Origin of the sequence: Streptomyces sp. NPDC014006, from assembly GCF_043088925.1 — a bacterium.
In the GTDB taxonomy this organism is placed as follows: Bacteria; Actinomycetota; Actinomycetes; order Streptomycetales; family Streptomycetaceae; genus Streptomyces.
This window is the reverse complement of record NZ_JBICAJ010000019.1, coordinates 1-13,183: the sequence shown is the minus strand read 5'-3', so window position 1 is coordinate 13,183 and position 13,183 is coordinate 1. Positions and strand designations below refer to the sequence as shown.

The window sequence follows — 13,183 nt, the reverse complement described above, 5'->3', positions numbered from 1 at the left end:
CCCCGGCGAGTCGTGGCTATCGTCCTGCGGGAAGCCCACCGCACGGGTGGGCCGCCTGACGGAGCCTGGGGGGACGGGTCGGATGGGTGAGGGGACTGCCGCCGGCACACAGGGACGCGAGCAGGCGCAGTGGCGGGCGGGCCTGCGGGCGCTCGCGGTCGACGACGAGGCACCGGCCCTGGAGGAACTGCTGTACCTGCTGCGCGGCGACGCCCGCGTCGGCCACGCCGAAGGAGCCCAGGGCGCCACCGAGGCGCTGCGCCGGCTCGGCCGGGCCGTCGGGAAGGGACAGGGCGCGGACGACGGCATCGACGTGGTCTTCCTCGACATCAACATGCCCGGCCTCACCGGCCTCGACATGGCGCACCTGCTGGCCGGATTCGCGGCACCCCCGCTGATCGTGTTCGTGACCGCGCACGAGGACCACGCGGTGCGGGCCTTCGACCTGAAGGCCGTCGACTACCTGCTCAAACCGATCCGCAGGGAGCGGTTCTCGGAGGCGGTGCGGCGGGTGACCGAGACCCTCGCCGCCGCTGCGGGCCCCCACGCCGCGCAGGCACGCCCGGGCACCCCGGCCACCGCACCCGAGCGGACCGGCGCCCTCCCGGCCCGTACCCCCGCCGTGGAGGTCGCCCACATCCCCGTGGAACTCGGCGGAGTGACGCGTTTCGTCGACATCGACGACATCACCCACGTCGAGGCGCAGGGCGACTACGCCCGCGTGCACACCCGCCAGGGCGCCGGTCACCTGATCCGCAATTCCCTGGCCGCCCTGGAGGAGAGCTGGCGCCCCCGCGGCTTCGTCCGTATCCACCGGCGGTACCTGGTCCGTCTGTCGAGCATCGAGGAACTCCGTCTCGACGGCGGCAGCCTGAGCGTACGCATCGGCGACCGGATCCTCGCGGTGAGCCGGCGCAACGCCCGCGAACTGCGCGATCTGCTCGTCCGACGGGCGAACGCAGCCCCTCGGCGCGGCCGTTGACCCCGCCGGGCACCGGCCTTCCCCGGCCCCGCGCCGCCGTCCGGGAAGAAGGCACGGCACCTGTTCCACCGCAGCACCGCTGCGTACACTCACCGCCACGTGTGATCAACGCCAAGGCGGCGAGCACGACCAGCGGAGCCCCGGTGCCGGACCCCTGTGAGACGGCGCGGGCCGGTCCACACGACGCGCAGGGGGCGAGCGGTTGAACCAGGCCTACGCGATAGCCGCGGTGTCGGTGGTCGTGACGCTCACCCTGCTCGTCGGCGCGCTCGGGCTGCGTATCTCCCGCACCACGTCCGACTTCTACGTCGCCTCCCGCAGCGTCCCACCGCGGCTGAACGCCTACGCCATCAGCGGCGAGTACCTGTCGGCCGCGTCGTTCCTGGGGGTCGCCGGGCTGGTGCTCGCCCAGGGCGTCGACATGCTGTGGTACCCGATCGGCTACACGGCCGGGTTCCTCGTCCTGCTGATCTTCGTCGCGGCCCCGCTGCGCCGCTCGGGCGCCTACACCCTGCCCGACTTCGCCGAGGCACGGATGGAATCGCAGGCGGTGCGGCGCATCGCCTCCGTGCTCGTCGTCGGCATCGGCTGGCTCTACCTGCTGCCCCAGCTGCGCGGCGCCGGACTCACCCTGCGCCTGCTCACCGGCGCCCCCCAGTGGTGCGGCGGTCTGCTGGTCGCCGCGGTGGTGACGACAGCGGTGGCGGCCGGGGGCATGCGCAGCATCACCTTCGTCCAGGCCTTCCAGTACTGGCTGAAACTGACCGCGCTGCTCGTCCCGGTGGTCTTCCTGCTCGCCGCCTGGCGGGCCGACCACACCCCGCAGCCGTCCTGGGACCGCCCGGCCACCTTCCACCGGCCCACGCTCGTCAGCCTGGACACGCCGCAGGACATCGCGATCGACCGGCCCGTCCGCGTCACCGCGCAGGGCACGATCGACGGCACGTACCACGACCGGGACGAGCTGCTGCTCGCCCCGGGCACGCACCGCGTCGCGGCCGGCAGCTCGCTGAGCTTCCCCGCCGGAGCGGGCGTGCCCCGGCCGGCGACCGCGGAGCGGGCCCGCACGCTGCCGGCCGGCTGGGCGCGACCGGTGGCGCAGAGCCGCGAGGAACACGGCCTGTACGCGACCTACGGCCTGATCCTGGCCACGTTCCTCGGCACCATGGGGCTGCCGCACGTCGTGGTGCGGTTCTACACCAACCCGGACGGACGCGCCGCCCGCCGCACCACCGTCATCGTCCTCGCACTGCTCGGCGTCTTCTACCTCCTCATGCCCGTCTACGGCGCGCTCGGCCGCCTGTACGCCCCCGATCTGATGCTGTCGGGCGACACCGACGCGGCGGTGCTCCTGCTGCCGCAGCGGCTCATCGGCGGCATGGCCGGCGACCTGGTCGGTGCGCTGGTCGCCGGCGGGGCGTTCGCGGCGTTCCTGTCCACCACTTCCGGGCTCGCCCTGTCGGTCGCCGGCGTGCTCGCCCAGGACGTCCTGCCCACCCTCGGGGTACGGCACTTCCGGCTCGCCACGCTGCTCGCCATCGCGGTACCGGTCGCCGCCTCGCTCGCCCTGCCGGACCTGCCCGCAGCCGGCGCCGTCGGGCTGGCCTTCGCCGTCTCCGCCTCGTCGTTCTGCCCGCTGCTCGTGCTCGGGATCTGGTGGCGGGGCCTCACCCCGCCCGGTGCCGCGGCCGGACTCGTGGTGGGCGGGGGGTGCGCGCTGGCCGCGGTCGCCGCGGCGATGGGCGGCACGCCCGGCTCCGGGTGGCTGCACGTGCTGTGCGCCTGGCCCGCGGTGTGGTCGGTGCCGCTGGGCTTCGCCACCATGATCGTGGTCTCCCTCGCCACCCGGCACCGCGTCCCGCACAGCACCGCCGCGATCATGGCCCGGCTGCACCTCCCCGAGACGGGCGGTACGCGCCCCTCGTCACCATGACGGGCCAGTCCTCCCGTCCTCCCGTCGACCGTCGGTAAGGAAACGCGCATGAGTACTCTGGCCACCGCGCTCGTCACCGCCGGCGGCGCGGCGCTGTTCGCCCTCGGTGCGGGCGCGGGTCACCTGACCGCCCGCCAGGGCCGCCGGGAGCCGCCCGGGCCCGGTTCCCCGGTGGAGCGCGCCACGTTCCACACCCTGCACACCGCCTCGCTCGCCGCGCGTCCGCTGCGCGCCGGACTCACCCCCGACACCGCCCGCAAGGCGGCCCGGCGGCTGAGACCTCTGCTGGGCGAGGCGTCCATGACCCTGACGGACGAGGAGGCGGTGCTCGCCTGGGAGGGGCCGGGCGCCCACCACCGGGACCTGGTGGAGCGGCTGCTGCCCGAAGTGGTGGGCAAGGGCGGCACCCGGGCCGTCAAGGTCGACTGCGACCGTCCGGACTGCACCGTGCGCTGGGGTGCCGTCACCCCTCTCGCCGTCGACGGCCGCCGGAGCGGGGCGCTGGGAGCCTTCGGGCCCAAGGAGTCCGCCGCCCTGGCCCGGGCCGCCGACGAGGTCGCCCGCTGGGTATCCGTGCAGCTGGAACTGGTCGACCTCGAGCGCAGCCGCTCCGACGTCATCGAGGCGGAGATCCGGGCGCTGCGGGCGCAGATATCACCGCACTTCATCTACAACTCCCTCGCGTCCATCGCCTCCTTCGTCCGCACCGACCCCGACCGGGCCCGCGAACTGCTCCTCGAATTCGCCGATTTCACCCGCTACAGCTTCCGCAAGCACGGCGACTTCACCACGCTCGCCGACGAGCTGCGCTCCATCGAGCAGTACCTGGAGCTGGCCCGGGCCCGCTTCGGCGACCGGCTGGAGGTGAACCTGCGGATCGCGCCCGAGGTGCTGTCCGTGTCGCTGCCGTTCCTGTGTCTGCAGCCGCTGGTGGAGAACGCCCTCAAGCACGGACTCGAGGACAGCATGGAGCGCAGCTCCGTCACCATCCTCGCGGAGGACGACGGCCCCGAGGCCCGGGTGATCATCGAGGACAACGGGGTCGGCATGGAACCGGAGCGGCTGCGCCGGATCCTGCACGGATCCGGCGGGCCCGCCACGGGCATCGGGCTGCGCAACGTGGACATGCGGCTGCGCCAGGTGTACGGCGACACCCACGGACTCGTCATCGAGACCGCCGTCGGAGCGGGGATGAAGGTCACCGTGCGCATCCCCAAGTTCCGCGCGGGCGTGCGCTCCTCGCCGCCGGGCCGGTGAGCTACGTGCCGTCCGCGATGCCGAGGGCCTGGAAGTCGACCATCCCGTACGCGTCGTCGACGTAGACGTTGGTCAGCCGCGGGTTGCGGTAGTTGAGCGCCTTGTCGGCGACGATCGGCAGGTAGTAGGCACCGTCGGTGACCTTGTGGTTGATCCGGCGGTACAGCTCGTTCGCCCCCGCCGGATCGGTTTCGGACCTGGCCCGGTCCAGGAGGGCGTTGACCTCCGGGTCGTTCATCTGGGCGTAGTCGACGTTGTCGGCGGGCGTGATCAGGCGCCCGTCGGCCAGGGACGGCAGGAAGCCGGAGGCGTGAGGGTAGTCGGCGCCCCAGGCGAACAGCATCAGGCCGTAGCCCTTCTTCTTGACCTCGCCGGGCGAGCCCACGACCGAGAAGAAGTCCGAGACGTCCAGCCGTTCGGTCTCGACGGTGATCCCCACGGCCTTCAGGGACTGCTGCAGCGCCTGTGCGGTCCGCTCGTCCTGCGGCTTGCCCTCACGCAGGACGAGCTTGGTGGTGAATCCCTGCGCTCTGCCGCAGGCCCGCAGTTCCTCCCTGGCCTTCTCCGGCTGCGGCTTGCCGCCGGTCAGGCCGAACGGGTCGTAGTCGTCGGAGCCGGGCAGCGTGGGGGGCAGCATGTTGCCGTGCAGGGACCCGGCCGTCACTCCGCCGCGCGCGGTACGGAGCGCGGTGGTGTCGGCGGCGTAGAACACGGCCTTGCGGCAGTGCGGGTTGTCGAGCGGCGCCGTCTTCGACACGAGTGCGAGGCTGCGCAGGTAGCCGGTGAGCGGGGCGTCGGCGTGGGCCTTGAGCTTCGGGTCCTGCACCACCTTGCTCGCGGCGCTCTGCTCCAGTCCGGCCTGCTGGACGTCGAGGTCCGCGGTGCCGTCGAGGAGCCGCGCGGCCACGTCGCCGGCGGTCGTGACGGTCAGTTCGATCCGGTCCGGCAGCGCGCTGCGCAGCGGGTCGGTCGCCCGGCTCCAGTTCTCGTTGCGCACGAGGACGAGCGACCGTCCGGGCGTGTACGAGGCGAACCGGTACGGTCCGGAGGAGACGGGCCTGCCGCCGTAACCGGCGCCGGTGTCCCGTTTCTGCGGTACGGGGGAGGTGGCGCCCATGGCCAGCAGGTACGGAAAGCGCGAGTCGGCCTTGGCCAGCCGGAAGACGAGTGTCCGGTCGTCCGGCGTCTCGACGGACCGCAGACCGGAGCGCGCCGACGCCCCGTCCTTGTACGGTCCCGGGTAGTTCTGCCCCTGGTCCAGCGTCTCGATCAGATAGGTGGGGCCGCCGGTGACGACGTCCTGGGCGAAGACGCGCTCGATGCCGTACTTGACGTCCTTCGCGGTGATCGGCGTGCCGTCCTCGAACTTCACACCGGACCTCAGTTTCACCGTGTACGTCCGGCCGTCCGCCGAGACCTGCGGCTGGGCCTCGGCCAGGTCCGGGACGAGCGTGAGACCGCTCTTGCCGGGCTTGGGGGCGTAGGTGAGCAGCGTACGGGCGTAGAGGCGCTGCATGTTCCACACCCAGCCGTAGTAGGAGCGGCCCGGGTCCCAGGAGTCGGCGTCGGCGCCGCTCACCAGGCGCAGGGTGCCGCCCTTGCGGTCGGAGGCGTTGACCACGTGGCCGACGGCGGCGTCGAAGCCCGTGGGGGCGGCGGCGGAGGCACGCGGACCGCTGTGGGGTGTCTCGCCCTTGTCCCGGCCCTGCTGGGCGAGCAGGGCGGTGATGCCGCCACCGGTGACGAGCGCCGCCGCGAGAGCGATCGCCACGAGACGGCGGCGCCCGGCACGGCCGGGCGGTGGCGTGGGCGGGTCGATGGGCGTGCCGGGGGAGAGGACGAAAGGCTCGTGGGTGGGCGGTGCCGGAGTGCGGGGCGGCAGGGGCCGCCGTGTCCCTGGGCCGTCGACGACGGGTTGCGGTGCGGGCGTCGCTGGGGAGGGGTCCGGCGGCGCGGGGCTTTTCGCGAGGGAGACCCGGGGATCGGGGGTGGGCGGTGCCGTGCCCGAGCCCACCCCCGGGCCGCCGTCCGCGTCGGCGGGGACCTGCCGGGCCGCCGGGTCCGCAGGCCGCAGCGGGGGAGTGGTGGTGTTGCGCTCGGTGAGGGCGAGCGCCACCGCCTCGGGCAGCCAGTCGGTCTCCTTCGGCAACGGGCCCCCTAAGGCGTGTCCGTCCCCTTCCGCGAGCAACTGGGCGAACTCGGCCAGCAGTTCGGGGACGGTCGGCCGTCGGACCGGGTCCTTCTCGAGCAGGCGGGCGACGAAGTCCGTCCCCGCGGGCAGATCGCGAAGGTCGGGCTGCTCGTAGACGGCGCGGAAGTTCACCGAGTGCGGCGAGCCGGCTCCGAACGGGGCCGCCCCGGTGCCCGCGTAGGCCAGCACCGCGCCCAGGGAGAAGACGTCGCTGGCGGCGCCGATCGCTCTCCCCGTCACCTGCTCGGGCGACATGAATCCCGGCGTGCCGATCACCATGCCCGTCTGCGTCAGGGCGCTCGCCTCCGTGGCGAGCGAGATGCCGAAGTCGATCACGCGGGGGCCGTCGGCCGCGAGCAGCACGTTCGACGGCTTGAGGTCGCGGTGGATCAGCCCGGTGCCGTGGATGGCCTCCAGCGCCTCGGCCAGCCCGGCCCCGAGCACGAGCAGTGAACGCCGGGGCCACGCCCCGTGGACGCGGACCGCCTCGTCCAGCGGAATGCCGGGCACGTAGGCGGTGGCGAGCCAGGCGGGTGAGCCCTCGGGGTCGGCGTCGACGACGGCCGCGGTGAAGAACCCCGTCACACGCCGGGCCGCATCCACCTCGCGGGCGAACCGGCGCCGGAACTCGGGATCCTCCGCCAGTTCGGAGCGCACCACCTTCACCGCGACCATCCGGCCGCTGGTGGAGCGGCCCAGGAACACGCGGCCCATCCCGCCCGCTCCCAGCCGCGCGAGGATCCGGTAGCGCCCCACCTGCCGTGGGTCGGCCGCCGTCAGCTCTTCCAAACCCGCCCCCCAGTGACACCCCCGCCCCCCGGGGGATCTTCCGGCGACGATTACACCAGACCGCGGCGGTGCGAGGTGCGGTACGGACCGGCGGGCCACGCTCACGCGGCCATGCCGGACCGTGCCCGCAAAGGGGTCAACCTCCCTGTTTTCCAGGGTCGTTCGGGACATAGGCGAAGGAACGGACCCGCAGGTCAGCCTCCCTGCCGGGTCGTCATGGATCTTTCACAGCTTCCAGGCCGAAGCGTCGAACACATTGCTGGTTTGCCGATAAACTCCGGGCGGACCGGCAACGGCCACCGGGCGTCGCTGATGCGGCGCAGGACGACGAGACCGCGGACCCGAAAGGACACTGTGCCCGCCGCCTTCCCCGCCTTGGCCGGCAGGCCCGTTCACCTCGGCCCCAGCGCAGTCGGCACCGGTCGGATCCATGCCGTGTCCGCACCGGCGCAGGGCCGCCCTCGGGTGCGCGGGTTCACGAGGCTCCCGGCGTCCGGCCTGTCATGCCCGCATCCAGCCGGTGGTATCACCTCGCCCGGTCGCCATGCCCCGTGCCGGCCGGTTCACGGGCCGGACACCTTGGAGAGGACTCGATGACCGACCTGTTACTGGCCGCCGGCGCCACGGTCGCCCTGGCGGCCACAGGGACCACCTGGCACTTCCGCCACGCGTACCGGCGGGAACGCGGCAGAGGCGAACAACTGCGAAGCCACACGCAGCAACTCACCGAGCAGCTGCGCGCCGCGGAGTACGCACTTGGACAACTCACTGCGACACTACCCGCGTTGGCCTCGGGCGACGCTTCCGGTGGCGACCTCCTCCCGCCCCCGTCGCTGGCCCACACGCCGCTCGCCGCCCGGCTGCGCGACCTGACCGGTCAGGTGACCGCCACCGTGACCCAGGTGCGCGAGACCGCGCAGGCCACCGCCGACGAGCACACCGCGCAGATCCGCTCCGCGGCCGACCGGGAGATCGAAAAGGCGCACCGCGACGCACGCGAGGCCACCCGCGCCGCCGTACGCAGCTTCGCCTCCAACGTCGTGGCCAAGGCGTCCCGGCTGAGCCGGGAGATCAGCCAGGGCGTGCGCTCCCACCAGGACGACGAGGCGTACGCGACCCTCGTGCACATCGACCACATCGCGCAGCAGATGCTCCTCACCGCGCAGGGGTACGCCGTCCTGGCCGGCGACAAGCTCTCCCGGCGCTGGCCGCGGACCACCCTGACCGATGTGATCCGCGCCGCGATGGGCCGGATCGAGGGCTACCAGCGCATCGAGCACCACGAGCTGGACACCGTCGCGGTGGAGAGCCGGGCGGTCGAGGCCGTCGTGCACACCCTGGCGCTGCTGCTGGACAACGCCCTGCGGTACTCCCCGCCGACCGCCCGCGTGCACGTCTCCGTCGAGGAGGGCCACCACGCCTGCTTCCTGATCGTGGACGACGCCGGTCTGCGCATGGACGACGAACGGCTGATGTGGGCCAGCGACATCATGTCCGGCAAGCACCGCGACGACATCACCCGGCTCGGCGCCCATCCGCAGACCGGTCTGCGGGTCGCCTCGCTGCTCGCGGAGAACTACGGCTTCCGGGTCGAGCTGACCGCGCCGAACATCTACCAGGGCACCCGGGCCGTCCTGGTGCTGCCCAAGAGTCTCCTGGCCGCACCGGCCACCGCTCCCCGGCCCGCCGTCGCGCGGCCCGCCGCACCCGAAGCGGCCGCCGTGCCCGCCCGGCAGGACGCCGCCGCACCCGCCGCGAGGGACACCGTCGCCGCGCCCGCCGCCGTCCCCGCCCCGCAGGAAGCCGTCGATCCGGCGCCTGCCCGGACCACCGCCAGCGGTCTGACGGTCCGCCAACGCCCGGCCCGGCCACGCAGCACGCCCCCGCCACCGGCCGAGGACACCGTCGTGCCGGGCCGGCCCGGCGTCGCGGCCGCCTGGGCGGCAGGCAGCCGCCGCGGCCGCCGGATGCCGGAAGACAACGGACCCACCGAAGGACACTGACCATGCGCGACACGCACAGCAACAGCCTCGGATGGCTGCTCGACCAGGAACTCGGCTCCGTCGAGGGCGTCGAGTACGCCGTGCTGATGAGCGGCGACGGCCTCCTGCAGGCCCGTACGCAGACCATCGGACAGGAGGACGCCGAGAAGCTCGCCGCCGTGACCGCGTCGCTGCGCGCCGCCGGCAAGGCATGGGACGAGCACGTCGGCGGCAAGGGCATGTGCCAGCTGCTGATCGAGTCACAGGGCCGCATCGGGCTGACGACCGCGGCCGCGAGGAACAGCATGCTCTCGGTCGTCACCACCGGCCCCGAGGCGGACGTCGGCCTGATCACCCATCACATGGTGCGCCTGGCGACCCGGCTCGGCCACGAGATGGACGTCGCCAGCCGCCGCCCGGCCGCGGAAGGCGGCACCGCGACGTGAGCGGTCCGCGGCACGACCCGGACATGATCAGGCCGTACGTCCGCACCGGCGGCCGCAACCGCCCCAGCCGCGACGTCCGCCTGGAGACGGTGCTCGTCGCCGCGTCCGGCCCCACCGACAGGCTGGGGCCGGACGCCCGCCGGGTGATGCGCCTGTTCGCCGGCGGGCGCGGCGGACTGGCCGTCGCCGACGTCGCCGCCGCACTGGAACTGCCGCCGTCCACGGTCCGCATCCTCGTCTCCGCGCTCATGGACAGCGGCCATCTCACCGCACCGGCCCCCGCCGAGGAGGACCGGCCCGGACTCGACCTGCTACAGGAGGTGCTGCGTGGACTCCGCGAAATCGTCTGACCGGCCCGCCCTCTCCTACCTCGCCCCCGGCGTCACCCGGTCGGCGAAGATCGTCGTCGCCGGCGCGTTCGGCGTCGGCAAGACCACCTTCGTCGGCAGCGTCTCCGAAGTGGCACCGCTGCGTATGGAGGAGCCGATCACCGAGGCGAGCGTCGGCGTGGACGATCTGCGCGGCAAGCCGCACAAAACGGCCACCACGGTCGCCATGGACTTCGGCCGCATCCATCTGCTCGGCGACCGCCTGGTGCTCTACCTCTTCGGCACCCCGGGCCAGACCCGCTTCCGGCCCCTGTGGCAGGGGCTGACCGAAGGCGCGCTGGGCGCGGTGGTCCTCGCCGACGCCCGCGACCTCGACGGCTGCCACGAGGTGCTGGGCCTGCTGGAGGACCAGAACACGCCGTACGCCGTCGTCATCAACGTCTTCCCCGACGCGCCCCGCTACCCCCTGCACGAGATCCGGCAGGCGCTCGCGCTGGACGACGACACACCGCTGACCGAGTGCGACGCGCGTGACCGGCGCTCCTGTGTGTACGCGCTCATCACCCTCCTCGAGTACCTGACCACCCGTCAGGCCTTAGCCCCCTTGGTGGAGCCCCGCTCATGACGACCCACGCCCCCGGCAGCGCGAGCCCCGCGACGCGGATCGCGCTCTACGACGCCGAGTTCGCCGACGATCCCCACGCGGCCTACGAGCGCATGCGCCGCGAGGTCGGACCGCTGGTCCCCGTCGACCTCGCCCCCGGCGTCCCCGCGACCCTGGTCATCGGCTTCCACCAGGCCCGGCGCATCCTCAACGACCCACTGCACTTCCCCGCCGACCCGCGGATCTGGCAGCAGTCGATCCCCGAGACCTGCCCCGTGAAGCCGATGATGGAGTGGCGCCCCAACGCGCTGCGCTCGTCCGGCGCCGAGCACACCCGCTACCGCGCGGCCAACACCGCGAGCCTGCAGGCCGTCGACCAGCACGCGCTGCGCGCCCTGGTGGAGCAGGTCGCCGCCGCGGCCCTCGGCGAGTTCCGCGCCCTCGGCCACGCCGACCTGCTCACCCAGTACTCCTATCCCATCGCCTTCCGCGTCCTGAGCGCCCTGCTGGGCTGCCCCGACGAGATCGGCCGTCGCATCGCCGACGGCATGGCCAAGATCTTCGAGGCGGAGGCCGAGACGGCCGCCCGGGGCAACGAGATCCTCGGCCGGGCCGTCGGCGATCTCGTCGCCCTGCGGCGCCGGCAGCCCGGTGACGACGTCACCTCCCGGCTGATCGCGCACTCCGCCCGCCTGGACGACGTCGAGATGGCCCACCAGCTCGTCACGCTGTACGGCGCGGGCATCGAACCGCTGACCAACCTGATCAGCAACACCGTGCTCAGGATCCTCACCGACGAGCAGTTCTCCGCGGGCCTGCACGCCGGCCAGCCCGTCCGCGACGCCCTCGACACCGTCCTGTACACCGACCCGCCCATGGCCAACTACTGCATCAGCTACCCGCCGTACCCGATCGACGTCGAAGGCGTGCTGCTCCCCGCCCACCAGCCCGTCGTCATCTCCATGGCCGCCTGCAACAACGACCCGGCCGTCACCGCCGGCCTCACCGCCGCACAGCTGGCAGGCAACCGCGCCCACCTGTCGTGGAGCATCGGCCCGCACACCTGCCCGGCCAGGACCCACGCCTACCTCATCGCCGAGACCGCCATCAGCTGCCTGCTGGACGCGCTGCCGGAGATCGACCTGGCCTGCCCCGAGTCCGAACTCACCTGGCGGCCCGGCCCGTTCCACCGCGCGCTGGAAGGCCTGCCCGTCCGCTTCCCGGCCGTCGTCTGAACCAGCCCGTTCCCCTGCCAGCCGCCCGAAGGAGACCAGCATGTCCCAGCACCCCCCGCTCGTCCTCGACCCGACCGGCGCCGCCGCCCCCGAGGAGCAGCGGATCCTGCGCGAGCAGGGCCCGGCCGCACGCGTGGACATCCTCGGCGTCCAGGCCTGGGCCGTCACCGACCCCGCGCTGCTCAAGCAGCTGCTGACCAGCCCGGCGGTGTCCAAGGACGCGCGCGCCCACTGGCCCGAGTTCGAACAGCGGGCCGCGACGTGGCCGCTCGCCCTGTGGGTCGCGGTCAAGAACATGTTCACCGCCTACGGCGCCGACCACCGCAGGCTGCGGCGCATGGTGGCCCCCGCCTTCAGCGCCCGGCGCATCGCCGAACTGCGCCCGGCGATCGAGGCCATGGTCACCGACCTGATCGACGCGCTCGCCGCACGGCCCGCCGGACAGGTCGTGGACCTGCGCGAACACCTGGCCTACCCGCTGCCCATCTCCGTGATCGGCCACCTGATGGGCGTCCCCGAGGACCAGCGCGAGGGCTTTCGGCAGCTCGTCGACGGCGTCTTCGACACCACCCTCACGCAGGAGGAGTCCCAGACCAACACCGTCGCCCTGTACGGCGTCCTCGACGAGCTGATCGCCACGAAGACCGCCACCCCGGGTGACGACATGACGTCCCTGCTCATCGCGGCCCGCGACGAGGAGACGGACGGCAGCGGCCTGGCCGCCGAGGAACTGCGCGACACGCTGCTGCTGATGATCAGCGCCGGGTACGAGACCACCGTCAACGTCATCGACCAGGCCGTGGTCGCCCTGCTGACCCACCCCGAGCAGCTGGAGCTCGTCCGCACCGGCAAGGCCGGCTGGGACGACGTCGTCGAGGAGACCCTGCGGCACTCACCCGCCGTCAAGCACCTGCCGCTGCGCTACGCCGTCACCGACGTCGAGCTGCCCGGCGGCGGCACCATCGCCCGCGGCGAGGCCATCCTCGCCTCCTACGGGGCCGCCAACCGCCACCCCGACTGGCACGGTGACGACGCCGACGCCTTCGACGTCACCCGCACCCTCAAGGAGCACCTCGCCTTCGGCCACGGCGTGCACTTCTGCCTCGGCGCCCCGCTGGCCCGCCTGGAGGTCGTGGAGGTGCTGCGGCAGCTCTTCGACCGCTTCCCCGAGCTGGCCCTCGCCGTGCCGGCCGGTGAACTGCGACCGGTGCCCTCCCTCATCAGCAACGGCCACCAGGAGGTGCCGGTGCGCCTGACACCGGCGTAAGGCATACGACCGCCCGGCGGGCCGCGACACCGCGGCCCGCCGGGCGTTTCGGTTTCCGGTTTCCCGGGGTGTCTCAGTCCGTGATCTCGCAGATGGCGGCGCCGCTGGTGAGGGAGGCGCCGACTTCGGCGGTGAGGCCCTTGATGGTGCCGGACTTGTGGGCGTTGA

At 73.1% G+C, this 13,183-nt stretch carries 10 protein-coding genes; 9 read left to right on the top strand and 1 reads right to left on the bottom strand.

Features of this window, described 5'->3' with window-relative positions; genetic code table 11:
• Window positions 1-82 precede the first annotated feature (82 nt).
• From ACF1GV_RS38580 to ACF1GV_RS38570, 3 genes are all read left to right on the top strand, one after another.
• Window positions 83-982, top strand: a complete 900-nt coding sequence (locus ACF1GV_RS38580) for a LytR/AlgR family response regulator transcription factor (protein WP_391690998.1) — start codon at window positions 83-85, stop codon at window positions 980-982.
• A 202-nt stretch (window positions 983-1,184) separates the two neighbouring features.
• Window positions 1,185-2,915 carry a cation acetate symporter gene (locus ACF1GV_RS38575; protein WP_391690995.1) on the top strand — a complete coding sequence of 577 codons (1,731 nt, stop codon included), beginning with the start codon at window positions 1,185-1,187 and terminating at the stop codon, window positions 2,913-2,915.
• A gap of 48 nt (window positions 2,916-2,963) precedes the next feature.
• Window positions 2,964-4,172, top strand: coding sequence for a sensor histidine kinase (locus tag ACF1GV_RS38570; RefSeq protein ID WP_391690992.1), 1,209 nt, complete (start codon window positions 2,964-2,966; stop codon window positions 4,170-4,172).
• A gap of 1 nt (window position 4,173) precedes the next feature.
• Here ACF1GV_RS38570 and ACF1GV_RS38565 read toward each other — a convergent pair whose 3' ends face one another.
• Window positions 4,174-7,152: an ABC transporter substrate-binding protein gene (locus tag ACF1GV_RS38565; protein ID WP_391690989.1), complete on the bottom strand. Its 2,979-nt coding sequence runs from the start codon at window positions 7,150-7,152 to the stop codon at window positions 4,174-4,176.
• A gap of 593 nt (window positions 7,153-7,745) precedes the next feature.
• Here ACF1GV_RS38565 and ACF1GV_RS38560 point away from each other — a divergent pair.
• Genes ACF1GV_RS38560 through ACF1GV_RS38535 form a run of 6 tightly spaced genes read left to right on the top strand, consistent with a single transcriptional unit; the run spans window position 7,746 to window position 13,015 of the window.
• Entirely contained in the window at window positions 7,746-9,155 is a 1,410-nt protein-coding gene (locus tag ACF1GV_RS38560) for an ATP-binding protein (protein WP_391690986.1), read from the top strand.
• 2 nt (window positions 9,156-9,157) lie between these two features.
• Window positions 9,158-9,580, top strand: a complete 423-nt coding sequence (locus tag ACF1GV_RS38555; protein WP_391690983.1) for a roadblock/LC7 domain-containing protein — start codon at window positions 9,158-9,160, stop codon at window positions 9,578-9,580.
• Between the two features lie 23 nt (window positions 9,581-9,603).
• Window positions 9,604-9,930 carry a DUF742 domain-containing protein gene (locus tag ACF1GV_RS38550; protein WP_391691178.1) on the top strand — a complete coding sequence of 109 codons (327 nt, stop codon included), beginning with the start codon at window positions 9,604-9,606 and terminating at the stop codon, window positions 9,928-9,930.
• Complete coding sequence (locus ACF1GV_RS38545; RefSeq protein WP_391690980.1) at window positions 9,908-10,534, top strand: ATP/GTP-binding protein; 627 nt, start codon at window positions 9,908-9,910, stop codon at window positions 10,532-10,534. Before ACF1GV_RS38550 ends, ACF1GV_RS38545 begins: the two co-directional genes overlap by 23 nt.
• Window positions 10,531-11,748: a cytochrome P450 gene (locus ACF1GV_RS38540; RefSeq protein WP_391690977.1), complete on the top strand. Its 1,218-nt coding sequence runs from the start codon at window positions 10,531-10,533 to the stop codon at window positions 11,746-11,748. The genes ACF1GV_RS38545 and ACF1GV_RS38540 overlap by 4 nt, the downstream gene beginning before the upstream one ends.
• Before the next feature lie 40 nt (window positions 11,749-11,788).
• A complete protein-coding gene (locus tag ACF1GV_RS38535) occupies window positions 11,789-13,015 on the top strand; it encodes a cytochrome P450 (protein WP_391690974.1) in 1,227 nt (408 codons plus the stop codon).
• The last annotated feature ends 168 nt before the right edge of the window (window positions 13,016-13,183 follow it).